Here is a 26,832-nt window from a genome sequence, read left to right as displayed (position 1 = left end):
ATCGCCGGCGGCACGGGCGTGCCAGACTCGCGCCCATGCTGATCAGAGAAGCCACGGCCGAGGACTGGCCGCGCATCTGGCCCTTCTGGCACCGCGTCGTCGCCGCCGGTGAGACCTACACCTGGGATCCGGACACCTCCGAAGAAGCCGGTCGCGCCCTGTGGATGGCGCCCGCCAAGCGCGTGTACGTCGCCGAGGACCCCACCGGGACCGTCGTCGGCTCCGCGTACCTCACGCCCAACTACGGCGGTCCCGCGGCCGCCGTCGCCAACGCGGGTTTCATGGTGGACCCCGACCACTCGGGGCGTGGCATCGGCCGCGCCCTCGCCGAGCACGTCCTCGCCGCGGCCAAGGCCGACGGCTATCGGGCCATGGTGTTCAACGCCGTCGTCGAGACCAACCCCGCCGTGGGGCTGTGGACATCACTCGGCTTCACCGTGCTCGGCACCGTGCCGGAGGCTTACGAACACCCCCGGCACGGGCGGGTCGGGCTGCACATCATGTACCGGGCCCTGTGACCCGGGGTGCCGGTCGCGTGTCCGGCCGCCGGAAAACCACTGGGGGCGGGAGCCGGCGCCGTGCTTGCATGAGCCCATGGTGCCCACCGACCGTCTCCTCGCCTTCGCGGCCATGTCGTTCCTGCTGATCGTGATACCCGGCCCCAGTGTGCTGTTCGTGATCGGCCGGGCCCTCGCCCAGGGCCGCCGGGCCGCGCTCACCACCGTGGTGGGCAACACGGCCGGTGCGTACGTCCTGGTGATCGCCGTCGCGCTGGGCGTCGGTTCCGTCGTGGAGCGTTCGGTGCTCGTCTTCACGGCGCTGAAACTGATGGGCGCCGCCTACCTGGTGTACCTGGGCGTGAAGGCGTGGCGCGGGCGGGGTTCACTGCGGGCCGCGTTCGACACCGACGGAGTGGCCCACGGCAGCCGCCGTACGTTGTGGGAGGGGTTCCTGGTCGGCGTGGCCAACCCCAAGACCATCGTGTTCTTCGCCGCCGTGCTGCCCCAGTTCGTGGACCGCGCCCAAGGGCACGTCGTGCTCCAGATGCTGTTCCTCGGGCTCGTCTTCAACGCCATCGCGGTGACCTTCGACAGCCTGTGGGGGCTCGTCGCGGCCACCGCGCGGGACTGGTTCGCCCGCTCGCCCGGGCGGCTGTCACTGGTCGGCGGAGTGGGCGGCCTCACCATGATCGGCCTCGGCGTCACCGTCGCCGCGACCGGCCGCAAGGACTAGTGCCTGTCGCGGCACCAGGCGCCCTCGGCGCCGCGGTGCTGTCAGGGCAGGGGTGCCGTGCGCTGCCAGGGGCGCAGTTCCTCCAACTGGGCCGCCACGGCGAGGAGATCGAGCTCGCTGCCGGGCCGGCCCACGAGCTGGACGGCACAGGGCGCACCGCTCGGCAGCGTGCCGAACGGCACCGACATCGCCGGCCAGCCGGTCAGGTTCCAGGGTGGCGTCAGCGGCGAGTAGTTGGTGTTGACCAGCACGTTGCGCAACCAGCCGCGCTCGTGCCAGGGCGCGGCGGCGGGGCCGCGCCGGGCCAGCGTCGGGGTGAGCAGGACGTCGTGCTCGGCGAAGAACGGCTCCATACGGCGGCGTAGTTGCTCACGCCGGTCGCCCTCGCGCACGCTCCGGACGAAGCGGCGGCCCAGGGCCGCGTGGACCCGGGTGCGGCGGGCGAGGCGCCGGGCGTCGAGCCCCTGGGCGTCGACCGATGTGCCCGCCGTCCAGTGCGCCAGGGACGTCGTGCCCAGCCAGAGCGGGTACGGCGGGTCGGCGCGGCGCACCTGGTGGCCGGCCCCTGACAGCACCTTCGCCGCCTCGCGTGCCGCGGTCGTGTACGGGCGGCTGACGGTGACGCCGAGCAGCGGGCTGCGCACGGACACCGCGATCCGGCGGGTCGCGGGCTCGGCCGGGCGGACCGCGTCCGGGGCGTCCGCCAGCACTGAGAACATCAGACGGGCGTCCTCGGCCGTGGTCGCCAGCGGCCCGTTCTCGGACATACCGAACCAGTCGCCGTCGCTGACGCCCGCCGGGACGACGCCGGAGCCCGGCTTGATGGTGATCAGACCGCAGTTGGCCGCCGGTATGCGCAGCGAGCCCATCCCGTCGTTGCCGAGCGCGATCGGCACCATCCCGGCGGCGACCGCCGCGGCGCTGCCGCCGGACGAGCCGCCCGCCGTGCGCGTGGTGTCCCACGGGTTGCGCGCGATGCCGTGGACGCTCTCCGACGTGCCGAAGACGCACAGCTCGGGCACGTTCGTCAGGCCCACGACCACGGCGCCCGCGGCACGCAGGCGGGCCACCGTGACATGGTCGTGGCCGGCCGGTGTGTCCGGCGTCGCCGCGCTGCCGACGCGCGTCGGCTCGCCCCGTACGGCGAGGTTGTCCTTGACGGCCACGGGGACGCCCGCGAGGGGGAGGCCGGCCAGGTCGGCGCGGTTTCCCACCTCGTCCGCCTCGGCCAGGGCCGCCTGCGCCCGCACCGAACGGAACGCCCCCACGCGGGCGTCCAGCAGCTCGATCCGCGCGAGGTGCTCCGCCACCACCTCCCGGGGCGTGATCCGCTTCTCGCGAACGGCGGCGGCGATCTCGGCGGCGGTACGGCCGACCCAGCTGGTCACGGGCGCTCCCTGTGCGTGAGAGGTGGGCGTACTCGCCAGTAGCCGACGTGTACGAGGAGCACTGTGCCCTGTGGGAGGCGTTACGTCGAGAGTCCGTTCCTCGTTCGTCCGTTCCTCATCCGACGAGTCCGTCCCCGTCTGTCGGCGGGAGTTTCAACTTCCCTGTGAGGACGTGCCATTGACAGCACACGTGTCGCACTCCAAGGATCAGGGATCCGATGACTGCGAACTGCCTGTGAGGTGGTGCGGTATGGCGTGGTCCAGAGTGGTCGGTGCCGCGGCCGGGCTGGTGCTGCTCGCGGCGGCCGTTCCGGCGGCGGCCCAGACACAGAAGGCGGGGCCGCCGCCCGTCACGGTGCCCGCACTGACCAACTGGTCGCCGGGAGAGGGAAGCTACGCCTTCGCGCGCAGTACCCGCATCGTCGCTCGCGATCAGGAGTCACGTGAGGTCGCGGACACCCTGTCCGATGATCTGCGCGCGGCGGGCCGCGGTGCCGTCCCCGTCGTCCGGGGCGTCGCGCCACGAACCGGAGACATCGTTGTCGACATCGATCCCTCGGCAGCGCGTCTCGGGGCCGAGGGATACGAACTCCGCGCGGGCTCCCGCCTGTCCATCACCGGCAGGACCGACACCGGCGCCTTCTACGGCACCCGCACCCTGCTCCAACTCCTCAACCAGGGCGACCGCGTGCCCGCCGGACGCACCGTCGACGTGCCCGAATACAAGGAACGCGGCGTCGGCGTCTGCGCCTGCTACATCCACATCTCCACCGAGTGGCTGGAGAACCTGGTGCGCGACATGGCGTACCAGAAGCTCAACCAGCTCCTGCTCGAACTGAAGGTGAGGAGCGACACCCACCCCGAGGCCAACACCTGGGGCTACTACACCAAGTACGAGATCCGCCGACTCGTCGCCCTCGGCGAGAAGTACCACGTGGAGATCATCCCGGAGATCAACTCCCCGGGCCACATGGACCCCTGGATCGAGAACCGCCCCGACCTGCAGCTCACCGACTCCGACGGCGTCAAGCAGCCGTCCCGGCTCGACGTCACCCGGCAGGCCGCCTTCGACTACTACACGAGCCTGATCGACGAGTACGCCCAGGTCTTCCCGGCCGCCTCCTGGCACATGGGCGCCGACGAGTACATGCTCGGCTCCGACTTCGCCAAGTACCCGCAGGTTCTGGCGTACGCGCGCCAGAAGTACGGTACGAACGCCACACCTCAGGACGCGTTCATCGACTTCGTCAACCGCGTGCACGCGTACGCGGCGAGCAAGGGCAAGAAGCTCCGCATCTGGAACGACGGGCTCACCGGCGCCAACACCGTGCCGGTCACGGCGGGGACGACCATCGAGCACTGGCTCAACGTGGCGGTGAAACCCAGCCAACTCATCGCGCAGGGCCATCCGTTGATGAACGCCTCGTACTCCCTCTACCTCGTGCGCGGCGGCTTCCACTCGGACACCAAGGGTTTGTACGACCAGAGCTGGGACCCGCGCGGCTTCGAAGGCGAGAAGCTCACCTCCCGCACCGGTGTCACCGGCGCGAAGATCAGCCTGTGGCCGGACAACGGACGCGGCGAGACCGAGAACGAGGTCGCCGTCTCCCTCGATCCGGCCCTCAGGCACCTCGCCCAGGCCACCTGGGGATCGCCCCACCCGGACGCCACCTACGCCGAGTTCACGGCCCGCGCGCGAGCCGTCGGCCACGCCCCCGGATGGCGGGACCTGACCCGCGTGCCCCTCGCCGACGGGACGTACACCTTCCGCGGCGGCGGTGTCACACGCGACCTCCGGGTCGCACGCACCCCCGACGGCTACGTGACCCTGAGGTCCGCCACGAACGGCACGTGCCTGGAGACGCGCGACGGAAAGCTCACCCTCAACGTGCCGCTGGAACCGGGAAGCGCCGTCGCCGAGGAGACCTGCGCCGCCTCGAACACCCTGCAGCGCTGGGTGCCCGTGCCCGCCCCCGGAGGCTACGAGCTCGTCAACGCGATCACCCGCATGGCCGTGCGCGTCACGGACGGCGGACGCCTCGTCCAGTACCCGCCGGACCAGCGCACGCCCACCGTGTGGCAGGTGACCGCCCGCTGAGATCCCAGGGCTACGATCACGCATGGATGCCTTGTATCCCCGCCTGCTCGTCGAGGACTTCGAGACCGCCGCTCGTTTCTGGACGGCGGCGCTGCGAGACCTCCTGGGCGTCGAACCCGCCCGGGTGGTACCCGCGGCGGGCTACGCCGGCTGGGACCTGGGCGGTGAGACGGTGTTCGGCCTGTTCTCACGCAAGGCCGTCGCCCAGGTCATCGGCACGGGCGGCCTGCCGTCGGACGTGTCCGTCCAGGACTCCGCGATGGTAGTCCTGCGTGTCGCCGACGTCGCCGACGCGGCGAGCTGCCTGAGCGGGCACGGCGCGTCCGTCCTCGCCGAGGCCCAGGACCGCCCCGAGTGGGGCCCGGCCCTGCGTACCGCGCATCTGCGGACTCCGGGAGGCACACTCGTGGAGCTGCAGTCCTACTAGAGCCTGTTCCGTCAGGCGTAACCAGCGGAAGGAAGGGAGGCGTCGGCCATGTCACTCGCCCGTGTCCACAACTTCTCCGTCTCGCTCGACGGCTTCGCCACCGGTGAGGGGCAGAGCCGTGACGCGCCGTTCGGCCACGCCGGCGAACGGCTGCACGAGTGGATGTTCGCCACCCGGTGGTGGCACGAGAGGATCGGCCGGCCCGGCGGGACCGGCGGCCTCGACGACGCCTTCGTGCGGCAGTTCGATCCTGGAATCGGTGCCGAGATCATGGGCGCGGGGAAGTTCGGCTACCCCGGATGGCACGAGGACCCCGAATGGAGGGGTTGGTGGGGGCCCAACCCGCCCTTCCACACCCCGGCCTTCATCCTCACCCATCACCCGCGCCCGTCGATCGAGATGGAGGGCGGCACGACGTTCCACTTCCTCGACGCCACGCCCGCCGAGGCACTCGAAACGGCCCGCCAGGCCGCGGGCGGCCAGGACGTCCGCATCGGCGGGGGGCCCACCGTGATCCGCGACTTCCTCGCCGCCGGGCTCATCGACCACCTGCACGTCGTGGTCGTCCCGATCCTGCTGGGCCGAGGCGTACGCCTCTGGGACGGGCTGGAGGACCTCGACAAGGACTACGTGGTCGAGGCGGCCTGCTCGCCCAGCGGCGTCACGCATATGACCTTCACCCGTACGGGCCTGTAACCGCCTCGGCCGAGGACCGGGTCTGTGAACCCCCTCGGCCGAGGACCGCCCGCCCTCCCGGCCGGCCCCCGATCCCCGGGGTCACTCCCGGAGCTGCGTCCGTAGCCACTGCTCCACCTCGCCCACGTGCGCGGCGGCGGCCGCCCGTGCCGCCTCCGGGTCGTGGGCGAGCAGGGCGCGGTGGATGGCGGCGTGCTCGCGGCGGGTGCGGGCGAAGGCGCCCTCCTCCTGGTAGCCGCGCCAGACGCGGGCCCGGAACGTGCGCGAGGACAGGCCCTCCAGGATCGCGGCCATGGTCTCGTTGCCCGCGGCGGCCACGATCTCGCGGTGGAAGGCGAGGTCGTGGGCGAGGATCTCCTCGGGGTCGTCCGTGGCGTTCATCGCGGTCAGGTGCTTCTCGACCTCCGCGAGTTGGTCCTCGGTGATGCGCGCGGCGGCCAGCGCGGTCGCCGTCGACTCCAGGATGCGGCGCACCTCCAGCAGCTCGACCAGCCGGGGGCCGCGGGAGAGGTCGGCGACCACACCGAACGTCTCCAGCAGGTCCCCGGCCTCCAGCTGCGTGACGTAGATGCCCGAGCCGTGGCGGGCCTCCAGGACCCCGAGGACCGTGAGCGCGCGGATCGCCTCGCGCATCGAGCTGCGGGAGATGCCCAGCTGGACCGCGAGGTCGCGCTCGGTGGGCAGCCGCTGTCCCGGCTCCAGGCGGCCCTCGGCGATCATCGCCTTGATGCGCTCGATGGCGCGCTGCGTCACCGTGCCCTTCTGCGGAGCGGCCTCGCTCTGAGTCTCGTCCACGCCACTCCTCCTGTCGTCCGTGCGCGGAAGTCTAACCAGCCAGGTGGTCGGACCACTACTGTCCAAAGGCAGGGAAATTTGGCGTAGGAGGGTGTTGTGGAGGGGAAGTGGTCTGATAAATATGCGACCACTTGCTCATGACTGCGTTATCCATGCTCGCTTGAACCACGCTCGACGAGGAGCTGACAGATGGCCGGCACAAACCCACGGAACGGGCAGACAGGGGCACGGAGGGCGCGCGCGGTGGTCGCCGCCTCCTGTGCCGCCCTCGTGCTCGCGGCGTGCGGCAGCACCAAGGACACCGCCTCCTCCGCCGGGGAGGGTGGCGGCGACGGCAAGGTCGGGGTGATCCTGCCCCTGCTGACCTCGCCGTTCTGGCAGTCGTACAACGACTACGTGCCCAAGATGGCCAAGTCCGAGGGCGTCGACGCCCTCAAGACGGTCAACTCGAACAGTGACCCGTCCCAGCAGATCACCGACATCAACAACTCCCTCAACCAGGGAGTCAAGGGCCTCGTCGTCGCGCCCCTCGACAGCGCCGCGATCGTCGCCGGACTCGACCAGGCCGAGCGCAAGGGCGTGCCCGTCGTCGCGGTCGACGTGGCGCCGGACAAGGGCAAGGTCGCCATGGTCGTCCGCGCCAACAACGTGGCGTACGGCGAGAAGGCCTGCGATTACCTCGGCAAGCAGATACCCAGCGGCAAGGTCGTACAGATCATGGGCGACCTGGCCTCGGTCAACGGCCGCGACCGCTCCGAGGCGTTCCGGGCCTGCGTCAAGAAGAACTACCCCAAGCTGAAGGTGCTGGAGATCCCCGCCAAGTGGGAGTCCGACACCGCGGCCTCCAAGCTGGACACCCTCCTCAACGCCAACCCCGACATCAAGGGCATCTACATGCAGGCGGGCGGCGTCTACCTCGCGCCCACCCTGCAGACCCTGAAGTCCAAGGGGATGCTGAAGACGGCCGGACAGAAGGGCCACATCTTCATCGTCTCCAACGACGGCATCCCGCAGGAGTTCGACGCCATCCGCAAGGGCCAGATCGACGCGACCGTCTCGCAGCCCGCCGACGCCTACGCCAAGTACGGCATGTACTACATCAAGGCGGCGATGGAGGGGAAGACGTTCAAGCCCGGCCCCACCGACCACGACTCCACGATCGTCAAGCTGCCCAGCGGCATCCTGGAGGACCAGCTGCCCGCCCCGCTGGTGACCAAGGACAACGTCGACGACCCCAAGCTCTGGGGCAACACGGTCAAATGAGCGCTGCCACCGCCACCCCCCTGGTCGAGGCCACGGGCATCGTCAAGCGCTACGGCCCCACCGTCGCCCTGCAGGACGGCCGGCTGACCGTCCTGCCCGGCGAGTCCCACGCCCTCGTCGGCCGCAACGGCGCGGGCAAGTCCACCCTCGTCACCGTCCTCACCGGACTCCAGGCCCCCGACGCGGGAACCGTCCGCTTCGACGGCGAGCCGGCACCCGCACTCGGCGACCGAGCCGCATGGCGGAGCAAGGTCGCCTGCGTCTACCAACGGCCCACCGTCGTCCCGGAGCTGACGGTCGCCGAGAACCTCTTCCTCAACCGCCAGCCCGACAGCCGGCGCGGCTTCTTCAGCTGGCGCCGGCTGCACGCGGAGGCCACCGAGGTCCTCGACACCTGGGACGTGCGCGTCGACCCCGACGCCCGCACCGCCGACCTCAAGGTCGAGGACCGGCAGATGGTGGAGATCGCCCGGGCCCTGAGCCAGGGCGCCCGCTTCATCGTCCTGGACGAGCCCACCGCCCAGCTCGACAACCGGGAGATCGAGCGCCTCTTCGACCGGATGCGCGCACTCCAGGAGTCCGGAGTCACCTTCCTGTTCATCTCCCACCACCTCCAGGAGGTGTACGAGGTCTGCCAGACGGTGACCGTGCTGCGTGACGCCCGCTGGATCACCACCGCACCCGTCGCCGAACTCCCGCGCTCCGCGCTGGTGGAGGCCATGGCAGGGGAGGCGGTCGCAGAACGGCAGGCGGCCGCGGCGGAGGCCGTGGCCGAACAGGACGGAGTCGACGCTCCCGTAGTCCTGGACGTGCAGAACCTGACCTCCGACACCTACCAGGACGTCGCCCTGACCGTCCGCCGCGGTGAGGTCCTCGGGCTCGCCGGTTCCAGCGGCAGCGGGAAGATCCCGCTCGCCGAGACGTTCGCCGGACTGCACACGCCGACGTCCGGAACCGCCCTGCTGGACGGCACACCGCTCCCGTTCGGCGACGTCCGGGCGGCGCTGAAGGCCGGCGTGGGCTGCGTGCCCCGCGACCGGCACGTCCAGGGGCTCGTCTTCGGCATGACCATCGGGGACAACGCCACGATGAGCGTCCTGGACCGGCTCGGCCGGTACGGGCTCGTCGGCACCGCCCGCAAACGCGGGGTCGCCACCGAACTGATCGACCGCCTCGACATCCACGCCGAGGGCCCCGACCAGCCCGTCTCGGACCTCTCCGGCGGCAACGCGCAGAAGGTGGTGATGGCCCGCGCCCTCGCCTCCGACCCGCGCCTGCTGGTGCTCATCAACCCCACCGCGGGCGTGGACGTGAAGTCCAAGGAGTCCCTGCTCTCGCGTGTGGACAGCGCCCGCGAGGACGGCACCGCCGTCCTGGTCGTCTCCGACGAGCTGGACGACCTGCGCCGCTGCGACCGCGTCCTCGTCCTCTTCCACGGCCGGGTCGTCGCCGAGCACCGGGCCGGCTGGCACGACCACGAGCTGATCGCCTCCATCGAAGGAGTGGAAAATGGCTGACACGAAGGCCCCGTCGGCCTCGACCACCATCTCCGCCAAGGCGCCCGACCCCGGGGCCGCCAGGGCCGTCCTGCTCCGCCGCGCCCGCGAACTCGCCCTCGTACCGGCCCTGTTGCTGCTCATGGTGTTCGGGGCGTTCGTCAACGACTCGTTCCTCACCGAACGCAACATCATCTCCATCCTGGGCGCTTCCGCGGCCCTCGCGATGGTGGTGCTGGCCGAGTCGCTCGTGCTGATCACCGGAAAGTTCGACCTGTCGCTGGAGTCGGTCGTCGGTATCGCCCCCGCCGTGGGCGCCCTGCTCGTGCTGCCCGCCGCGCAGTCCGGCTGGGGGACGGAGTTCCCGGCGGCCCTGGCCCTGCTCGCGATCCTCGTCGTGGGCGCGGCCATCGGCGCGTTCAACGGCGTCCTCGTGGTGAAGTTCAAGCTCAACGCGTTCATCGTGACCCTTGCGATGCTGATCGTGCTGCGCGGGCTGCTGGTCGGCGCGACCAAGGGCAAGACGCTGTTCGGCATGCCCGACGCGTTCTTCTCACTGGCGACCACCACCTTCCTCCGTGTGCCCATGTCGGTGTGGCTGGCGGCCGTCGCCTTCGGTGTCGCCGGTCTCGTCCTGCGCTACCACCGTGTCGGCCGCGCGATGTACGCGATCGGCGGCAACGTGGACGCGGCCCGCGCGGCCGGCATCCGCGTCGAACGGGTGATGCTCGGCGTGTTCATCGTTGCGGGCACCCTCGCCGCCGTCGGCGGCATCATGCAGACCGGGTACGTGGGGGCGATCAGCGCCAACCAGGGCAACAACATGATCTTCACCGTGTTCGCGGCGGCGGTCATCGGCGGCATCAGCCTCGACGGCGGCAAGGGCACCATGTTCGGCGCCCTCACCGGCGTACTCCTCCTGGGTGTCGTACAGAACCTGCTCACCCTCGCGCAGGTGCCGTCCTTCTGGATCCAGGCCATCTACGGAGGCATCATCCTGGTCGCCCTCATGATCGCCCGCGTCACCACGGGACGCGCCCAGGACTGACCCGCCGACTCCTCGTCACCGAGTTACCGACCGAAAGGGCCTTCCGTGTCCCCGACCTCCGACACCTCCTCCTGCGTAACCGCGGTCGACACCTACGACATCCGGTTCCCGACCTCGCGCGAGCTCGACGGCTCCGACGCGATGAACCCGGACCCCGACTACTCGGCCGCGTACGTCGTGCTGCGCACCGACGCGGACGACGACGCCGGTGCGACCGGCACGGCCGCCGGGCTGGAGGGGCACGGCTTCACCTTCACCATCGGGCGGGGCAACGATGTCCAGGTCGCCGCGATCGACGCCCTGCGGAGCCACGTGGTCGGACGGTCCGTGGACGAGCTGTGCGACGACCCGGGCTCCCTGTTCCGGGACCTGATCGGCGACAGCCAGCTGCGCTGGCTCGGACCCGAGAAGGGCGTGATGCACATGGCGATCGGCGCGGTCGTCAACGCGGTGTGGGACCTGGCCGCCAAGCGCGCCCACAAGCCGCTGTGGCAGCTGCTGGCCGACGCCGAGCCCGAGTGGCTGGTCCGGCAAATCGACTTCCGCTACATCACGGACGCGCTGACGCCGGACGAGGCGCTGGAGCTGCTGAGACAGGGCAAGGAAGGGGCCAAGGACCGTACGGCGCGGCTGCTGGAACGGGGCTACCCCGCCTACACCACCTCCCCGGGCTGGCTCGGCTACGGCGACGAGAAACTCACCCGCCTGGCCGCCCAGGCGGTCGCCGACGGGTTCCGGCAGATCAAGCTGAAGGTGGGCGCGGACCTCGCCGACGACGTACGGCGCTGCCGCGTGGCCCGGTCCGTCGTCGGCCCGGACATCCGCATGGCCATCGACGCCAACCAGCGGTGGAACGTCGACGAGGCCATCCAGTGGGTCAAGGCTCTCGCCGAGTTCGAGCCGTACTGGATCGAGGAGCCGACCAGCCCCGACGACGTGCTCGCCCACGCGGCGATCCGCGAGGCCGTCTCCCCCGTCAAGGTCGCCACCGGCGAACACGTCCAGAACCGCATCGTCTTCAAGCAGCTCCTCCAGGCGGGCTCCCTCGACGTCCTCCAGATCGACGCGGCCCGCGTCGGCGGCGTCAACGAGAACCTGGCGATCCTGCTGCTCGCGGCCAGGTTCGGGGTGCCCGTCTGCCCGCACGCGGGCGGGGTCGGGCTGTGCGAGCTCGTCCAGCACCTGTCGATGTTCGACTACGTGGCGCTGTCCGGCACCACCGAGGACCGGGTCATCGAGTACGTCGACCATCTGCACGACCACTTCCTCGACCCGGTGGTGATCCGCGAGGGACACTACACGGCACCCACCGTGCCGGGCTTCTCCGCCACCATGCGGCCGGAGTCCATCGCGGAGTACACGTTTCCGGGCGGCACCTTCTGGGCCGCCGACCTGAAGAAAGAGAAGAAGGGACAGGCGGCATGAGCGACTTCGAGGGTCTCAGGGCGCTGGTGACGGGCGGCGCCTCCGGCATCGGCCGGGCGACCGCCGAACTCCTCGCCGCCCGCGGCGCCCAGGTCGCCGTCCTGGACCTCGACCCGTCGTCGGTGGAGAAACCCCTGGTCGGCCACCGCGCCGACGTCACCGACGACACGTCCGTACGCGAGGCCGTGGCCGCCGCCGTCGCCGGCCTCGGCGGACTCGACGTGCTGATCAACAACGCGGGCATCGGCGCCCAGGGGACGGTCGAGGACAACGACGACGACCAGTGGCACCGGGTGCTGGACGTCAACGTCGTGGGCATGGTCCGGGTGGCCCGCGCCGCCCTGCCGCACCTGCGCGAGTCGGCGCACGCGGCCATCGTGAACACCTGCTCCATCGCCGCCACCGCCGGTCTGCCGCAGCGCGCGCTGTACTCCGCGTCGAAGGGCGCCGTCCTCTCCCTCACCCTAGCCATGGCCGCCGACCACGTCCGCGAGGGCATCCGCGTGAACTGCGTGAACCCCGGCACGGTCGACACCCCGTGGGTGGGCCGTCTGCTGGACGCCGCCGCCGACCCGGCCGCCGAGCGGGCCGCGCTCGAAGCCCGCCAGCCCACCGGACGCCTCGTCTCGGCAGCCGAGGTCGCGGGCGCCATCGCCTACCTGGCGAGCCCGCTGTCCGGCGCCACCACCGGCACGGCACTCGCGGTCGACGGCGGCATGCAGGGGCTGCGCCTCAGGCCGGTGGGCCAGTGAACACGCTCGGCCGGAGCGGCGTCGAGGTCAGCTCGCTGTCCTTCGGCGCCGCCGGCATCGGCAACCTGTTCACCGAGGTCGGCGACGAGCAGGCGGAGGGGGCCCTCGACGCCGCCTGGTCGGCCGGGATCAGGTACTTCGACACCGCGCCGCACTACGGCCTCGGCCTGTCCGAGAGGCGCCTGGGCGCGTTCCTGCGCGAGCGGCCGCGCGGCGCGTACGCGATCTCCACCAAGGTGGGCCGCCGCCTGGAGCCCACCGACGCGGGCGGCGACGACCTGGCCAACGGCTTCGCCGTACCCGCAACCCACCGCCGCGTGTGGGACTTCAGCGCCGACGGCGTACGCCGCTCACTGGAGGACAGCCTGGAGCGGCTCGGCCTCGACCGCGTGGACGTCGTCTACCTCCACGACCCGGACGACCACGCCGAACAGGCCTTCCGCGAGGGCTACCCCGCGCTGGAACGGCTGCGTGCCGAGGGCGTCGTCGGCGCGATCGGCGCGGGCATGAACCAGACGGCCATGCTCACCCGCTTCGTGACGGACACCGACGTCGACGTGGTGCTCTGCGCGGGCCGGTACACCCTCCTCGAACAGGGCGCGCTGGCCGACCTGTTGCCCGCGGCCGAGGAGCGGGGGACCTCCGTGGTCGTCGGTGGTGCCTTCAACTCCGGCCTGCTCGCCGACCCCAGGCCCGGAGCCACCTACAACTACGCGTCCGCACCACAGGAGTTGGTAGCCCGCGCCCTGCGGCTGAAGGGGATCGCCGAACGGCACGGTACGACGCTGCGTGCCGCCGCACTCGCCTTCCCCGGCGCGCATCCGGCCGTCGCGAGCGTCCTCGTCGGCGCCCGCTCGGCCGACGAGGCCCGCGACGGCGCCGAGCAGTTCGCGGCCGCCGTGCCCGCGGCCTTCTGGCAGGAGCTGGTCGCCGAGGAACTGCTGCCCAAGGACGCACCCGTACCCGCGTGAGGAGCAAGACACTGTGAGAGTCGCCCTGCACACCAAGGTCCGTGCCGACCGTGTCGAGGAGTACGAGGCCGCGCACCGTGAGGTCCCCAAGGAGCTCACCGACGCGATCCGGGCCGCCGGAGCCACCTCCTGGACCATCTGGCGCAGCGGCACCGACCTCTTCCACGTCCTGGAGTGCGAGGACTACGCCCGTCTCCTCGCCGAACTGGAGAAACTGCCGGTCAACGTCGCCTGGCAGGCCCGCATGGCCGAACTGCTCGACGTCGTCCACGACTACTCCGACGAGGGCGCCGCCGCGGGCCTGCCCGTCGTGTGGGAGCTGCCGTGACCGTGGACGCGCACCACCATGTGTGGGACCTCTCCGTACGGGACCAGGACTGGATCACCGGGCCCCGACTCCAGCCGCTGCGCCGCGACTTCACCATGGCGGACCTCGAACCCGAGGCCCGCGCCCTGGGCATCGACCGCAGCGTCCTCGTGCAGACGATCACCGTCGCCGAGGAGACCCCGGAGTTCCTGGCGCTCGCGGAGCGGCACGAACTGATCGCGGGAGTGGTCGGCTGGACGGACCTGACGAGCCCCGGCGTCGCCGACGAACTGGCCCGGCTGCGCGAGCTGCCCGGCGGACGCCACCTGAAGGGCATCCGCCACCAGGTCCAGGGCGAGCCCGACCCCGAGTGGCTGCTGCGCCCGGACGTGCGCCGGGGGCTCGAAGCGGTCGCCGCGGCGGGACTCGTGTACGACCTGGTGGTGCTGCCCCACCAGCTCCCCGCCTGCGTGAAGGCGGCCGCCTCCCTGCCCGGCCTCACCTTCGTCCTCGACCACGCGGGCAAGCCGCCCATCGCCTCCGGGGAACGCGAACCCTGGGCGTCGGACGTGAGGGCGTTCGCGGAACTGCCCAACACGGTGTGCAAGCTGTCGGGGATGGTCACGGAGACGGACCCGGGGACGTGGCGCTCGGGCTGGCCGACCGGGGAGCTGCGCCCGTACGCCGACACGGTTCTGGACGCCTTCGGCCCGGGCCGGGTCATGTTCGGGTCCGACTGGCCGGTGTGCACGCTGGCGGCGACGTACACCGAGGTCGCCCACGGCACGGGCGTGCTGCTGCTCGGCCTGAGCCCGGACGAGAAGAAGGACGTCTTCGAGAACACCGCCACCCGCGTCTACGGCCTCTGACCCCGTGCGGCCTGAGCGCCGGCCAGCCGGGTCGGCGGCAGGTACTCCCGTACGTAGGTCCGCTCCCAGCACGCGCCCGTCTCCCGCAGCTCCCGCCAGGTCGTGAAGCGGTAGCGGAACAGGCGGGCGCGGACATGGCGGGGAGGGGTGTCCGGCGGGAACGGGGAGTGGCGCAGCAGCTTCAGTGTGTCCCGGTCGTTCTCCAGCAGCCGCTCCACCAGGCCCCCGAACCAGGCGCCGGCGTACGCGGGGGAGAGCGCGGCGAACCACATCAGCCAGTCGAGCCGCAGGTGGTACGGCGCGAACTGACGCGGCCAGCGCCGGGGATCACCCGGCTTGCCGCGGAACTCGTACTCCCGCCACTCGGAGTCCTCCCGAGGCACCTCGTCCGCCGTGCCCTCGACCACCACCTCGTACCGGACGCGGCTCACGCTGCCGAACGCGCCGTAGGTGTTGACCAGGTGCAGCGGGTCGAAGGAGCGGTTCATGACCTGACCCCGGGAGATCATGTTGCGGACCGGGTGGTAGCTCAGTCCCGCCACCAGCGCGGTCGCGGCGATGACGACCGCCTCGTACCAGAGCGGCGCTCCGGACACGCCGACCGGCGCGGTGCCGCCGTAGTCCACGACGGACAGGGCGAGCACGATGGTGATCCAGTTCAGCCAGGAGAAGTTGCCCGACAGGACCAGCCACAGCTGGGTGAGGATCATCAGTGACGCGGCGGCCGTCGCCACCGGCTGCGGGGTGAAGAGCAGAATCGGCACGACGAGTTGGGTGAAGTGGTTCGCGGCCACCTCGACCCGGTGGAGCGGCTTCGGTAGACGGTGGAAGAACCAGCTCAGCGGGCCGGGCATCGGCTGCGTCTCGTGATGGTGGTCCAGGCAGGTCAGCCTCCGCCAGCACTCGTCCCCGCGCAGCTTGATCAGCCCGGCCCCGAACTCCAGGCGGAACAGCACCCAGCGCAGCAGGAAGAGCACCAGGACGGGCGGAGCGACCTCGTTGTTGCCGAGGAAGACCGCCAGGAAGCCCACCTCCAGCAGCAGCGACTCCCAGCCGAACGAGTACCAGGTCTGGCCGACGTTCACGATCGACAGGTACATCACCCACGGCACGAGCCACAGCAGCATCGCGCCCCACAGTGGAAGCAGCGAGTCCAGCCCGGCGAGCAGCGCGACCGACACCGCGCAGCCCGCCCAGGCCCAGGCCGCGAAGAAGCGGTCCGAGTAGTACAGGTGGAACACGCCGGGCGCCTGACGGAACGTGACCCGCCGCAGGAACACGGGCACCGGCAGCATCCCGCGCTCGCCGATCAGGGCGCGGAACTGCAGGGCCGCGGTGAGGAACCCGACGAGGTACACGCCGGCGAGGGCCCGCTGGAAGACCAGGCGGCTCGTCCAGTACTCGGGGGCGGTGAACCACTCCACGCTCGGTGCTCCTGGGGTGTGGGCCGAACAGGTGCACTACCGACCATAGTGACCGAAGACCGGCGTGAGCGATCTGCAGACGAGTGCCTGCACAGTGTGCGCGCCGGGGCTCTCGGCCCGCGCGTCCCCAGGGGCTCCCGCTCCGTACCGGCATCGCCCGCCCCGTATGGCGGCACCCGCCCCGGGTGGCACTCTGGACGTATGCCGGAACTGCCCGAGGTCGAAGCGCTGCGGGACTTCCTGGCCGAGCGTCTCGTCGGCCACGAGGTCGTCCGGGTGCTGCCCGTCGCGATCAGCGTCCTCAAGACGTACGACCCTCCCGTCAGTGCCTTCGAGGGCCGCGAGGTGACCTCCGTGCGCCGCTACGGAAAGTTCCTCGGCATCGAGGGGGGTGGCTTGCACTTCGTGACCCACCTGGCCCGCGCGGGGTGGCTCCAGTGGCGCGACCGCCTCCCCGACGGCCCGCCCCGGCCGGGCAAGGGGCCCCTCGCCCTCCGGGTCGCCCTGGAGACCGGCGAGGGGTTCGACCTCACGGAGGCCGGCACCCAGAAACGGCTCGCGGTGTACGTCGTGCGCGACCCGGACGAGGTGCCGGGTGTGGCCCGCCTCGGCCCGGACCCGCTGGCCGCCGGCTTCGACGAGGCACGCTTCGCGGAACTGCTCGCCGGGGAGCGGCGCCGGATCAAGGGCGCGCTGCGCGACCAGAGCCTGATCGCGGGGGTGGGGAACGCCTACAGCGACGAGATCCTGCACGCCGCGAGGATGTCCCCGTTCAAACTGGCCTCCTCGCTCGGGCCCGAGGAGATCGGCCGGCTGTACGAGGCGTTGCGCGGCACGCTCACCGAGGCCGTCGAACGTTCCCGCGGGCTGGCCGCGGGCCGCCTGAAGGCCGAGAAGAAGACGGGACTGCGGGTCCACGGCCGTACCGGCGAACCCTGCCCGGTCTGCGGCGACACCGTCCGCGAGGTCTCCTTCAGCGACTCCTCGCTGCAGTACTGCCCGACCTGCCAGACGGGCGGCAAGCCGCTCGCCGACCGGCGGATGTCGCGGCTGCTCAAGTAGCGGGCCCTGCGAGCGCGACCCGGTCGCGAGGCGCTCTCAGTGCCACGGTGCCTTGAGCTCCACCAGCCGTTCGCCGTCCGAGCGCACCTCGAACCGGACGATGTCCTTGCGGGGCATGGCCGCGCCGCCGTGCATGTCGGAGGGTTCGGCGTTGTCCTTGGGCGCCATCCAGCTGGCGATCGTCTCCTCGGAGCCGTCCGCGCCGATCGCCACGAGCTCACAGGCCCGTCCCCCGGAGGGGTCCTTGACCAGGACGTCGATCTGGCTGCCCCAGAGCTTGTCCTCGGCCCGGACCTCGGCCCACACGCCCGTCCCCGCGTCGGTCGCGGCGACGGTGTCCGCCTGCTCGCCCGGCCCCGCGAAGACCGCGACGGCGGGCCCGCCCACGGCGAACACCACACAGGCGGCGACCGCGAACAGCCAGCGCCGGCGTCCGGCCCGCTGCCGGGCGGCCACCTGCTCCAGCAGCCGGTCCATCATCCGGGGGCCGGGGCCCGCGAAGGGGTGCACCGCGCGCGGTGTCGCCTCCCGGTACAGCATCAGCTGGCGGGCGGCGGGCCTGAACTCGGTGACCTGTACCGCGCACCGGGGGCACTCGCGGAGATGGTCCTCGAAGTGGAAGGCATCCATCTCGTCCAGCACGCCCAGCGCGTAGGCGCCGACGTCATGGTGACGATCCTGGGACCACATGGTGAATTCCTCGAGCCGGTGATGCGGTGGGGGTTGCTTCTTGCTACCACCGGTACGCACCGGACCGGCGAATCACTCAAGTGCCGGTGTCACGGAATGGCAACCGAGACATTCGGAGACGTCGGGCCCGCGGATTGGTCCGAGTTCTAGAAAAGATGGATCGCCAGGTGGCCGAGGGGCAGACCGAGCCGCCAGGCGGGCGTCCACACCTTCGGTCCGTCGTCCTCACCGATGACCGGACCGCCGCCCGGCACCGCGTCCAGATCGGGGGCGAGGAGCTCGGTCTCCTCCAGCCAGCGCCAGGCCGCGGCGGCCAGGTCCAGGTCCGGGGAGGGCCCGCCCGACTCGGCCGCCTCGGCGGTCAGCCGCGCCATGCGCTCGCGCACCCAGTCCTGCCACGGCTGGTCGTAGGCGGTCAGCGACAGCCAGTTCTCCAGCTGCGAGACGACCCGGATCCCGGAGAGCTCACCGCCGGTGTCCGCGAGGAAGATGGTCAGCGCCAGGGCGTCCCGTCCCGCGCGGAACTCGAAGGACGTCGGCGGCATCAGGTCGCCGGTCCTCAGCAGTTCGTCCGCGATGTACTCGGCGTACAACCACGCCATGGGAACGGTCAGTTCACCGCCGCCGGTGCCGTCCGTGCTCTCTTGACCTCTGTGCAGCATCCCTTCCTGCCTTCCTCCGGTGCGTGCGCGTCGCCCGAACCCGGGTCCTGGGGCCCCTCACCGGATTCGCACCCGCCCGTCGGGCGGACGGCGCGAACCCCGCGACAGGGCCCCATCCGGAACACGGATGAAGACAGCTGATTGCTCAACCATGGTCCTCAGCAAGGCGCTTTACGAAGGCTTTGCTCTGGCATGGGTTTCACTGCAGGTCGGCCGCGTATCCCGGAAGCACCCGGCGCAGGGCGCGCAGCGCGTAGTACGCGCGGGACTTCACCGTACCGGGCGGGATGCCGAGGGCTTCGGCGGCCTCCGCCACACTGGCCCCCTGGAAATACACCTGCACCAGGACTTCACGGTGCTCGGGAGTGAGTGTCTTCACAGCCCGCCGTACGTCGAGGGCGGCGGCGGACCGCTCGGCGTGATCGGCGCACACGCGCGCGTTCTCCAGCACGGCGTCCCCCACCTCGGCAGGCCTGGCCTGACGGGCCCGGCGCGCGTCGATGGCGAGACGGCGCCCTACAGTGAGCAACCAGGGGCGCACGGAGGTGAAGTCGTCCGCGCGGAGCGCTTCGGGGTGCTGCCAGGCGCGCACGAGGGTCTCCTGCACCAGATCCTCGGCGCGCTGACGGTCACCGTCGGACAGTCGCAACATGAGGGCGAAGAGGGGCCGGCCGTGCTCCCGCTGCAATGCGGCCAGCTCGTGCTCGGCGGTCGTCCCGTTCGTGATCGTGGTTCCGGCCGTCATGGCCGTATGGGAACGCGGGACGCCCCGCGGGGACAGGGGGCCGTCACGGGTGTGCGGCGGGCGGTCGAACCTGTCGACGAACGGTGCGACGAACGGTTGGTTCCGGAACGCGCCGGGGCCCGCCCGGGCACGCCGGACGGGCTAGGAGTGTCCGGGACCGAGTAGCCCCGTATGCGGATTCGTGTTGATTTATAAGTCAATACGACAGTAACGGGGTGGATCAATGACGACACGCACGCGGCAGACCACTCTCGCCCTCACGTTCCTCCTGACAGCGGGCATCACCGCGTGCCAGGCGGACCCGGAAACGCCGGCGCGGATACCGGGGAACGCCACGCCCTCCACCGCCGCCACGAAGCCCCGTGGCTTCACGCTCGTCGCCTCCGGAGACGTCCTACCGCACAGCTCGATCATTCGCCAGGCGGGCGCGGACGCGGGCGGCACGGGCTACGACTTCCGGCCCATGCTGGCGGGCGTCAAGCCCGTCGTGTCCGGCGCGGACCTCGCGCTCTGTCACATGGAGACCGTTTACGGCGCGAACGGCGCCTACACCGGCTACCCCGCCTTCAAGTCCCCTCCCGAGGTGGCCGAGGCCCTCGCAGCCACCGGCTACGACGGCTGCTCCACCGCCTCGAACCACACGCTCGACGACGGCGCCGCCGGTATCCACCGCACCCTCGACGCACTCGACCGCGCGGGCGTACGGCACGCGGGTTCGGCCCGCACGGCGCAGGAGGCGGCCAGCACGACCCTCATACGCGCGGGCGGGGCCCAGGTCGCCCACCTCGCGTACACGTACGGCACGAACGGTCTCCCGCTCCCGGCCGGACAGCCATGGGCCGTCAACCTCATCGACCACGACCGGATACTCACCGACGCCCGGACCGCACGGAAGGAGGGAGCCGACGTGGTCGTCGTCTCCCTGCACTGGGGCTCCGAATGGCAGGAGGCGCCCGACGCCCAGCAACTCGACCTGGGACAGCGCCTCACCGCGGCCCGCACCGGCGACCGCCCCGACATCGACCTCATCATCGGCACCCATGCCCACGTCCCCCAGGCGTACGAGAAGGTCAACGGCACCTGGGTCGTCTACGGCATGGGCGACCAACTCGCCGGCGCCATGGTCAACCACCAGGGCGCCCACGACCCGCGCGGCAACGAGAGCTCCCTCGCCCGTTTCACCTTCGCCCCGCCGGCCCGCGACGGCGCCCGCTGGGAGGTGACGAGGGCCGAGTTCATCCCCCAGTGGTTCGACCTGGGCCCCGGCCGCGTGGTCAATCTCAACGAGGCCATCGCACAGGGAGCGCACGGCACCGCCGTACGCGACCGCATCCGCAGCGTGGTCCTGAGCCGGGGAGCCGCCGAGGACGGGCTGGTCATGGGGCGGTGACCGGTGAGGCGGAGGGAGGCAGCCCGCGTGGTCCTAGGGAACGACCGTCACCGGCCAGCGGCCCGCCCGCACCAGCCGGATCGCCACGGAACCGATGATCCGGTGGCCCGCCTGCTCGGAGGCGCCCACCACCACCGCGTCCGCCTTCAGGTCGTCCGCCGCCGTCACGAGCCCGTTGTACGGGTCCCCGCGGAAGGTGTGGAACTCCCAGCGGACGTCGAAGATGCCCTTGACGCGTTCGGTGGCGTCCCGGATCTCCGCGATGAGGCCCTCGGCGATCTCGTCGGTCGTCTGCGCGGCCGGCACACCGAACGCGGCTCCCGCCGCCAGCACAGGCTGGACGTACACCACCGCGAGGAGGGCGTGCTGCCGTCTGGCCAGGCCGCCCGCGTAGGCGGCCGCGCGCAACGACGACTCGGAGCCGTCCACCCCGACGAGGATCACCTTGGGCCCGTCCGTGCCCCGCTCGAACCGGTGCTGCTCTGTCACGGCTGCGAGGCTACCGAAACGGCCGGCCCCTGGTTCCTCCGGGCGTCGCCCGACCGGCTGTACGGAACCCGGACGCGCTGCTCCCCTCGGGTGCTTTCCTGCGTCCACACCGGTGTCCTTGTGGTGCGTCGTCCGTGCGACCGGTCAGTGATGAGTCATGACGACGCATCACATGTTCACGCGACGCCGACTGCTGATGGCGGGCGCCGCGGTCCTGGGCACGTCAGGTGCCGCGGGCGCGGCCGCTCTGTTCGGTGGGGAGACGACCCCGGACAGCGCCGGTCGCAGCTCCATACCCCGGAGGGCCCCTGCCGCCGGCGCGCAGCCGCGGGGCGGGACCAAGCCCTCCACGTACCGGCTGCAGCCCCTCACGGGGTACGGTCCGCCGCGCGCCCAGGCCCGCAGGACCCTCGTCCGGCGCGAGCCCTTCCTCCGTGTGGCAGGCATGGGCCGCTCCATAGTGCTGACCTTCGACGACGGCCCCGACCCCCGCTACACCCCCGAGATACTGCGCATCCTGCGCGAGTACGACGCCCGCGCCATGTTCTTCGTCTGCGGCTCGATGGCCGCGGACCACAAGGACCTGCTGCGCGAGATGGCCTACGAGGGGCACGTCGTGGGCAACCACACCTGGTCCCACCCCTTGCTGACCGGCTTGTCGCCCTCCGCGATCCACTGGGAGATGCAACGCACCAGCGAGATCGTCGAAGAGACGTGCGGCGAGGCACCACGGTGGTTCCGCGCACCCTACGGCGCCTGGAACCGCGCGGCGTTCCACATAGGCGCCGAACTGGGCATGGAACCCCTGGGCTGGACACTCGACACGTTCGACTGGAGGAGCCCGGGCACCCGCGCCATCGTCGACCGGGTCAAGCGCTACGCGGAGCCGGGCGTCGTGGTCCTCTCCCACGACGCGGGCGGCGACCGCTCCCAGAGCGTACGGGCGCTGCGCTCCTATCTGCCCGGTCTGCTGGACGCGGGCTACGAGATAGCCGTGCCGCGGCGGAGGCTGGTGTAGGGCCCGTCCTCGGGAGGACGGGCCCCGGGCCCCGCGGGCGGACGGCGGGAATCCAGAACACGAGCGGGCGGACGGCGGGAACCCGGAACGGGCCCCGCCCCGCCCGGCCGGGCCCTCAGCGGACCTCGACCATACGGGCGAACACCACGACGTTCCCGGCGTAACCGTTCTGCGGGGAGAAGCCGCCCCCGCACGTGATGACCCGGATCTCGGGCACGCCGCTGTTCCCGTAGACCCGGTCACCGGGGAAGTTGTCCTTCTCGAACACCTCGACGCCGTAGATCTCGAAGACGGCCGTCTTCGCGTCGCTGCGCTGGACCTCGACCCGGTGGCCCTTCTGCAGCGCACCGAGTCCGTAGAAGACGGCGGGGCCGTGCTGGTTGTCGACGTGGCCCACGATGACGGCCGTGCCGTTCTCACCCGGCGACACCGCGCCGGTGAACCAGCCCGCGAGGTTCGGGTCGTCGGGCGGCGGAGCGTCGACCCAGCCCTGCAGGTCCAGGCCCACGGGGATCACCGGTGTGTCCACCTGGATCGACGGGATCCTGACCCGCTCGACCGCGGCGTACGGCAGCGGCGACGGCGAGTTGGCGAACACCCCGTGGGGGGTGGCGTCATGGTCGGCGGCCGCCGCCGACGCCGGCTGCGGCGGACCCACGTCGAACTCCCCGGAGCCGTTCCGGATGAGAGCGAGGCCGGTCAGCAGAACAAGCGCTATCACGCCCCAAGGGGCGCGCTTCCTGCGCCGCTCCTCCTCTTCGGCCAGCTCGGACGAAGACATGCGCCATCCCCTCTCGCCCCGGCCGTGGTCGCGTCCGTCGCGCATGGCACAACGCTAAGCGCAGCACGCGGACTCGGCGACGGGGCCGGTGCGAATGGGTGGGCGGCCGGACACGGGGCGTGCGCCATCCGTGTCGCCGACCCCGAGAATTTTCCGACATCCGTTGACCTGCGGCGATGTCCGATCGTGCCTGGCTTTCCCGGCGTGTCCGCTCACCGGGACGGAGCAATCCCGAAATGCGGCCCAGCGCGCGGCAACTGAGGGTCTGGTCAGGAGGCGCTTTCTCGTCGATCGACCGGGGACGGGTCCCGGGGCGCCTTCCCCGGAGGCTCACATGCGTACTACTCGTGCCCTGGCGGCGTCCGCCGCCGCGGTCGCCGTCCTCGGGTTCGCCGCGCCCACGGCCGCCGCGTGGAACGATCCGACCTCGGTCACCGCCCAGCCCAGCGTCATCGCCCGCGGCGGGCAGATGGTCCTCACCGTCAAGGGCGAGGCGTGCACCGCCGCGAACAGCACCGTCAGCTCACCCGCCTTCCCGACGACGAAGCTGAGGTCGATGGGCGGCGACACGGCGACGGCGACCGTGACCGTCAGCTCGAACGCCACTCCCGGCGCGCAGAGCGTCACGACCCACTGCGAGGGCCGGCAGAGGACGTTCAACAACGTCTTCACCGTCATCGGCGGCGTCCGCGGCGGCATCGGCGGAAGCAGCACCTCCGGGGCGACCCCGACCGACATCGCGATCGGCGGCAGCCTGGTCGCCGTCGCACTGATCGGCGGCGGGGTGTTCTGGATGCGCCGCCGCTCCGAGAACAAGATCTGAAGCCCAGCCGCCGGCACGGGCGGACGAGGACCGCGCGTGCCGTGCGACGAGGCCGGCAGCGAGCGACACGTAGGTCTGAGCGCCGCTTTCCCTCCGGAGACCGATGGCCTTCGCGGACCGGAGCACACGTCGACAGCCTTTCGCCCCGGAACCCCCTCGGCGGGTACCGGGGCGAAACGCCGTGCGGCGGTCTGGTGAAGGGCCGTCAGCCGCGCGCCCCGGGGAACAGTTGCAGCAGCGGTTCCGCCGACACCGCGAGCTCCCGGTTGTACGGCGCGTCGAAGTCCCAGACGAGGAACAGCAGGAAGGCGATGAGAGCCGAGAACAGGCCGGCGAGGATCAGCTCGCGCGGCGTGCGCTGGATCTGCAGGGCGAACACCATGCCGACGGTCACGACGGCACCGGTGAGCAGCCCGAACCACACCACACCCGGCAAGGTGGCGTCCGTGGAGTCGGCGCGGGCGTTGCGCGCGGCGTCGGCGGCGGCCACCTGGTCCACGAGCGGCTGGTAGGCCTGCGCCTCGAAGTCCGACCGGGGCTCGTAGTCGGTGACGTCCTGGCGGATACGGTCGAAGAGACGGGCGCCGCGCTCGGTCATCTCACCGTCCTCGGCCATCGCCTTCCACTCCTTGGTCACGACGTGGCTCACATACGTGTCGACGTCGTCCCGGATGAGGTCGCGCACGTCCTCCGGGTAGACGCGCACCCGTTCCGTGATCTCGTGCAAAGCCTGTGCCTCCGCCTGGACATGGTCCTGGGCGGCGCCGCGGGCCTCCCAGACACCGGCGATGGCCAGACCCAGCACGATGGCGTACACGACGCCGATCATCATCGTGATGTACTCGATGACGTCGGGGGTCTCGGACGGGTCGTCGTCCTCGGGCGCCGTGTGATGCCGCAGCACGGCCACGATGAGCACGACGACACAGGCGGCCGCCATCGCGAGGGTGAGAACAAGCCATTCCGACAACAGGTTCCTCCAGGGATCAGCGCGGACGCAGCGCGGCGGCGGCGAACAGCGCGGGCACGGTGACGAGCAGGGTGAGCGAGACGATGGACGGACCGCCGCGCTCGGCCTGCCCGCGGGCGGACGGCCGGTACGGCGGATAACTCACCGGGGACGGCGACGGCTTGGGCCGCGTCTTCGGTGTGGGCTCCGGGGACTTCGGTGCCGCCGGGGCGGGTGGCGGCAGGGGCGGTACCGGCCTGGGCGCGAGCGTGGGGGCGGGAGGCGGCGTCGGCTTCGGCCTCGGCGCGGGAGGCGTCGGGGTGGGCGTCGGAGTCGGTGTGGGCTTCGGCGGGGGCGGTTTGGGTGTGGGCGTCGGGGTGGGTGTGGGCGTCGGTGTGGGGGAGCACGACGGTGCCGGGGTGGGCGTCGTCTTCGCCGGGATCACCGCACCGCGGGTGCCGCTGCCCGCGAACGACGCCGCGACGACCCGGCCGCCGTCCGTGGGGACGTACGCGCAGGGGGTGGCGGCCGCCGTCCCACTCGGCGCACCCACGAGGAGCCAGGTCAGGGCGAACAGGGCCAACAACCGTACGGCGAGGGCGGATCGGGTCCGCTGGGGTCCGTGCACGACGGCGATCATCCGTGCTGACGCGCCCCCACACGCCCGAGTGCCGGGTGATTGCCCCGAAAGGGGGACAAGCGGGCACGACGGAGTTGATCGGCCGCGCGAAAGCCGCCCTCGGGCGCTTCTGTACACGACTCGCGGCGGGGCTCGTCACAGGTTACGGAAAGAAATTTGTGCAGTGGTTGAACACACCTGCCACCTCCCTCCGTACCTAGGGCCAGCGAGCGGCGCGGCAGGGCGCCGCAACACCCAAAGGATGACGGGGAGTTACGATGAAGACCTCCTGGCGGAACGCCTCACTCGTAGCGACAGCTGCGTGCGTGCTGGCGCTCACGACGGCGTGCGGTCAGGAAAACGGCAGCACGTCGAGCCAGAACGTGGGCGCCACCCAGCCGGCCGGCGGTATCGATCTGGGGGCCGGCGGTTCGGCGACCGGCTCGGGCGCCGGCGCCGACACGGGCGCGCAGGAGCAGGAAGGTGCCTCGGCACAGGGCGCGGCAGCGGGGAAGCTGGCCGTGTGGAACAGCAAGAAGAACGGCAAGGTCCTCACCGACAGCGCCGGCTTCACGCTCTACCGCTTCGACAAGGACACGGCGGAACCGCCGAAGGCGACCTGTGAGGGCGACTGCGCCACCACCTGGCCGCCCGTTCCGGCCTCCGGTGCCACGGCCGCCGAAGGCATCGACAAGTCGCTGCTCGGCGAGGTGACCCGCCCCGACGGCACCAAGCAGCTGACGATCGGCGGCTGGCCCATGTACCGGTACGCCAAGGACACCAAGGCCGGTGACATCAAGGGCGAGGGTGTGGGCGGCTCCTGGTACGCCTCGGCCCCCGACGGCAAGAAGGCCTCGGGCGGCGCGTCCGACGCGGGCGACGACGGTGGCGTGGGTTCCGCCGAGGCGATCGGGAACCTGCCGGGTCTGTCGACCCGTGAGGACCCCGAGCTCGGCACGATCGTCGTCGACAAGAACGGCATGACGGTCTACCGCTTCGAGAAGGACACGCCGTGGCCGATGAAGTCGGCCTGCGTCGGCGCCTGCCTGGAGAAGTGGCCGGTCGTCGCCCCGGTCGACGCCGCCGACACCAAGGGCATCGACAACAAGAACGACGGCCGCAGGGGCTACGTCGTCCTGAACCGTCCGGACGGACAGAAGCAGCAGAGCATCGACTGCTGGCCGCTCTACACCTTCGCGGGTGACAAGAAGCCGGGTGACACCAACGGCCAGGGCGTCGGCGGTACCTGGTACGCCATCTCGCCCGAGGGCAAGGCGCTCGGCAAGCCGAAGTAGACACTTCCCTCTCAGGGCCCTCCCCAGGGTGATCGCAGCACCGCAGCCGGTCGAAGATCCCCGGTCCGCCCCTTCCGCACCGCGCGGAGGGGGCGGACCACTTGCTGTGCCCGGGTG

28 protein-coding genes are annotated in these 26,832 nt (G+C 71.4%); 18 read left to right on the top strand and 10 right to left on the bottom strand.

Annotated elements, in window-relative coordinates:
* Positions 1-35 precede the first annotated feature (35 nt).
* The gene (locus ACZ49J_RS06490; RefSeq protein WP_467452095.1) at positions 36-518 is read left to right on the top strand and encodes a GNAT family N-acetyltransferase; all 483 of its coding nucleotides are present in this window, start codon (positions 36-38) and stop codon (positions 516-518) included.
* Between the two features lie 76 nt (positions 519-594).
* Positions 595-1,233, top strand: a complete 639-nt coding sequence (locus ACZ49J_RS06485) for a LysE family translocator (RefSeq protein ID WP_467452094.1) — start codon at positions 595-597, stop codon at positions 1,231-1,233.
* Positions 1,234-1,274: 41 nt separating this feature from the next.
* Here ACZ49J_RS06485 and ACZ49J_RS06480 read toward each other — a convergent pair whose 3' ends face one another.
* On the bottom strand, positions 1,275-2,621 hold the full coding sequence (locus ACZ49J_RS06480; protein WP_467452093.1) for an amidase: 1,347 nt from the start codon (positions 2,619-2,621) through the stop codon (positions 1,275-1,277).
* A 250-nt stretch (positions 2,622-2,871) separates the two neighbouring features.
* On the opposite strand from ACZ49J_RS06480, the gene ACZ49J_RS06475 reads away from it, so the two are divergent.
* From ACZ49J_RS06475 to ACZ49J_RS06465, 3 genes are read left to right on the top strand one after another with little or no spacing between them, the layout of a single operon-like run.
* A complete protein-coding gene (locus tag ACZ49J_RS06475; protein WP_467452091.1) occupies positions 2,872-4,719 on the top strand; it encodes a family 20 glycosylhydrolase in 1,848 nt (615 codons plus the stop codon).
* 22 nt (positions 4,720-4,741) lie between these two features.
* On the top strand, positions 4,742-5,146 hold the full coding sequence (locus ACZ49J_RS06470) for a VOC family protein (protein WP_467452090.1): 405 nt from the start codon (positions 4,742-4,744) through the stop codon (positions 5,144-5,146).
* 48 nt (positions 5,147-5,194) lie between these two features.
* Positions 5,195-5,842, top strand: a complete 648-nt coding sequence (locus tag ACZ49J_RS06465; protein ID WP_467452089.1) for a dihydrofolate reductase family protein — start codon at positions 5,195-5,197, stop codon at positions 5,840-5,842.
* Between the two features lie 81 nt (positions 5,843-5,923).
* Here ACZ49J_RS06465 and ACZ49J_RS06460 read toward each other — a convergent pair whose 3' ends face one another.
* Complete coding sequence (locus ACZ49J_RS06460; protein ID WP_467452087.1) at positions 5,924-6,637, bottom strand: FadR/GntR family transcriptional regulator; 714 nt, start codon at positions 6,635-6,637, stop codon at positions 5,924-5,926.
* 189 nt (positions 6,638-6,826) lie between these two features.
* Between ACZ49J_RS06460 and ACZ49J_RS06455 the strand changes: the two genes are divergently transcribed.
* Genes ACZ49J_RS06455 through ACZ49J_RS06420 form a run of 8 tightly spaced genes read left to right on the top strand, consistent with a single transcriptional unit; the run spans position 6,827 to position 14,768 of the window.
* A complete protein-coding gene (locus ACZ49J_RS06455) occupies positions 6,827-7,900 on the top strand; it encodes a sugar ABC transporter substrate-binding protein (RefSeq protein ID WP_467452085.1) in 1,074 nt (357 codons plus the stop codon).
* Positions 7,897-9,417: a sugar ABC transporter ATP-binding protein gene (locus ACZ49J_RS06450; protein ID WP_467452083.1), complete on the top strand. Its 1,521-nt coding sequence runs from the start codon at positions 7,897-7,899 to the stop codon at positions 9,415-9,417. Before ACZ49J_RS06455 ends, ACZ49J_RS06450 begins: the two co-directional genes overlap by 4 nt.
* Complete coding sequence (locus ACZ49J_RS06445) at positions 9,410-10,444, top strand: ABC transporter permease (protein ID WP_467452082.1); 1,035 nt, start codon at positions 9,410-9,412, stop codon at positions 10,442-10,444. Before ACZ49J_RS06450 ends, ACZ49J_RS06445 begins: the two co-directional genes overlap by 8 nt.
* A 45-nt stretch (positions 10,445-10,489) precedes the next feature.
* Positions 10,490-11,869, top strand: coding sequence for an L-fuconate dehydratase (locus ACZ49J_RS06440; RefSeq protein WP_467452081.1), 1,380 nt, complete (start codon positions 10,490-10,492; stop codon positions 11,867-11,869).
* Positions 11,866-12,621, top strand: a complete 756-nt coding sequence (locus ACZ49J_RS06435; protein ID WP_467452080.1) for an SDR family NAD(P)-dependent oxidoreductase — start codon at positions 11,866-11,868, stop codon at positions 12,619-12,621. Before ACZ49J_RS06440 ends, ACZ49J_RS06435 begins: the two co-directional genes overlap by 4 nt.
* A complete protein-coding gene (locus tag ACZ49J_RS06430; RefSeq protein ID WP_467452078.1) occupies positions 12,618-13,592 on the top strand; it encodes an aldo/keto reductase in 975 nt (324 codons plus the stop codon). The genes ACZ49J_RS06435 and ACZ49J_RS06430 overlap by 4 nt, the downstream gene beginning before the upstream one ends.
* 13 nt (positions 13,593-13,605) lie before the next feature.
* Positions 13,606-13,920 carry an L-rhamnose mutarotase gene (locus ACZ49J_RS06425; RefSeq protein WP_467452076.1) on the top strand — a complete coding sequence of 105 codons (315 nt, stop codon included), beginning with the start codon at positions 13,606-13,608 and terminating at the stop codon, positions 13,918-13,920.
* Complete coding sequence (locus ACZ49J_RS06420; RefSeq protein WP_467452074.1) at positions 13,917-14,768, top strand: amidohydrolase family protein; 852 nt, start codon at positions 13,917-13,919, stop codon at positions 14,766-14,768. The genes ACZ49J_RS06425 and ACZ49J_RS06420 overlap by 4 nt, the downstream gene beginning before the upstream one ends.
* Here the strand turns inward: ACZ49J_RS06420 and ACZ49J_RS06415 are convergent.
* On the bottom strand, positions 14,756-16,192 hold the full coding sequence (locus ACZ49J_RS06415) for a lipase maturation factor family protein (protein ID WP_467452073.1): 1,437 nt from the start codon (positions 16,190-16,192) through the stop codon (positions 14,756-14,758). The two genes, ACZ49J_RS06420 and ACZ49J_RS06415, sit on opposite strands and share 13 nt — an antisense overlap.
* Positions 16,193-16,393: 201 nt before the next feature.
* On the opposite strand from ACZ49J_RS06415, the gene ACZ49J_RS06410 reads away from it, so the two are divergent.
* Entirely contained in the window at positions 16,394-17,254 is an 861-nt protein-coding gene (locus tag ACZ49J_RS06410; RefSeq protein ID WP_467452072.1) for an Fpg/Nei family DNA glycosylase, read from the top strand.
* 36 nt (positions 17,255-17,290) lie between these two features.
* Here ACZ49J_RS06410 and ACZ49J_RS06405 read toward each other — a convergent pair whose 3' ends face one another.
* The 3 genes from ACZ49J_RS06405 to ACZ49J_RS06395 form a co-directional block, all read right to left on the bottom strand.
* A complete protein-coding gene (locus ACZ49J_RS06405; RefSeq protein ID WP_467452071.1) occupies positions 17,291-17,944 on the bottom strand; it encodes a hypothetical protein in 654 nt (217 codons plus the stop codon).
* A 146-nt stretch (positions 17,945-18,090) separates the two neighbouring features.
* Positions 18,091-18,606 (bottom strand): hypothetical protein, encoded by a 516-nt coding sequence (locus ACZ49J_RS06400; protein ID WP_467452070.1) that lies wholly within the window; start codon positions 18,604-18,606, stop codon positions 18,091-18,093.
* 199 nt (positions 18,607-18,805) lie between these two features.
* Complete coding sequence (locus tag ACZ49J_RS06395; RefSeq protein ID WP_467452069.1) at positions 18,806-19,351, bottom strand: sigma-70 family RNA polymerase sigma factor; 546 nt, start codon at positions 19,349-19,351, stop codon at positions 18,806-18,808.
* Between the two features lie 223 nt (positions 19,352-19,574).
* Here ACZ49J_RS06395 and ACZ49J_RS06390 point away from each other — a divergent pair, with 223 nt between their 5' ends.
* Positions 19,575-20,741 carry a CapA family protein gene (locus tag ACZ49J_RS06390; protein WP_467452068.1) on the top strand — a complete coding sequence of 389 codons (1,167 nt, stop codon included), beginning with the start codon at positions 19,575-19,577 and terminating at the stop codon, positions 20,739-20,741.
* A 33-nt stretch (positions 20,742-20,774) separates the two neighbouring features.
* On the opposite strand, the gene ACZ49J_RS06385 is transcribed toward ACZ49J_RS06390, so the two are convergent.
* The gene (locus tag ACZ49J_RS06385) at positions 20,775-21,230 is read right to left on the bottom strand and encodes a universal stress protein (protein WP_467452067.1); all 456 of its coding nucleotides are present in this window, start codon (positions 21,228-21,230) and stop codon (positions 20,775-20,777) included.
* Between the two features lie 157 nt (positions 21,231-21,387).
* On the opposite strand from ACZ49J_RS06385, the gene ACZ49J_RS06380 reads away from it, so the two are divergent.
* Positions 21,388-22,248 carry a polysaccharide deacetylase family protein gene (locus ACZ49J_RS06380; protein WP_467452066.1) on the top strand — a complete coding sequence of 287 codons (861 nt, stop codon included), beginning with the start codon at positions 21,388-21,390 and terminating at the stop codon, positions 22,246-22,248.
* A gap of 115 nt (positions 22,249-22,363) precedes the next feature.
* Here the strand turns inward: ACZ49J_RS06380 and ACZ49J_RS06375 are convergent, their stop codons facing one another.
* Positions 22,364-23,029: a class F sortase gene (locus tag ACZ49J_RS06375; RefSeq protein WP_467452278.1), complete on the bottom strand. Its 666-nt coding sequence runs from the start codon at positions 23,027-23,029 to the stop codon at positions 22,364-22,366.
* Between the two features lie 334 nt (positions 23,030-23,363).
* Here ACZ49J_RS06375 and ACZ49J_RS06370 point away from each other — a divergent pair, with 334 nt between their 5' ends.
* On the top strand, positions 23,364-23,852 hold the full coding sequence (locus ACZ49J_RS06370; protein WP_467452065.1) for a hypothetical protein: 489 nt from the start codon (positions 23,364-23,366) through the stop codon (positions 23,850-23,852).
* A 205-nt stretch (positions 23,853-24,057) separates the two neighbouring features.
* Here the strand turns inward: ACZ49J_RS06370 and ACZ49J_RS06365 are convergent, their stop codons facing one another.
* The gene (locus ACZ49J_RS06365) at positions 24,058-24,822 is read right to left on the bottom strand and encodes a bestrophin-like domain (RefSeq protein ID WP_467452064.1); all 765 of its coding nucleotides are present in this window, start codon (positions 24,820-24,822) and stop codon (positions 24,058-24,060) included.
* 16 nt (positions 24,823-24,838) lie between these two features.
* Positions 24,839-25,429 carry a hypothetical protein gene (locus tag ACZ49J_RS06360; protein WP_467452063.1) on the bottom strand — a complete coding sequence of 197 codons (591 nt, stop codon included), beginning with the start codon at positions 25,427-25,429 and terminating at the stop codon, positions 24,839-24,841.
* Between the two features lie 269 nt (positions 25,430-25,698).
* On the opposite strand from ACZ49J_RS06360, the gene ACZ49J_RS06355 reads away from it, so the two are divergent.
* On the top strand, positions 25,699-26,715 hold the full coding sequence (locus ACZ49J_RS06355) for an SCO0930 family lipoprotein (RefSeq protein ID WP_467452062.1): 1,017 nt from the start codon (positions 25,699-25,701) through the stop codon (positions 26,713-26,715).
* Positions 26,716-26,832 lie beyond the last annotated feature (117 nt).

The sequence above is a fragment of the Streptomyces sp. NPDC030840 genome (genome assembly GCF_055572015.1).
This window is presented reverse-complemented; position numbering and strand designations above follow the sequence as displayed.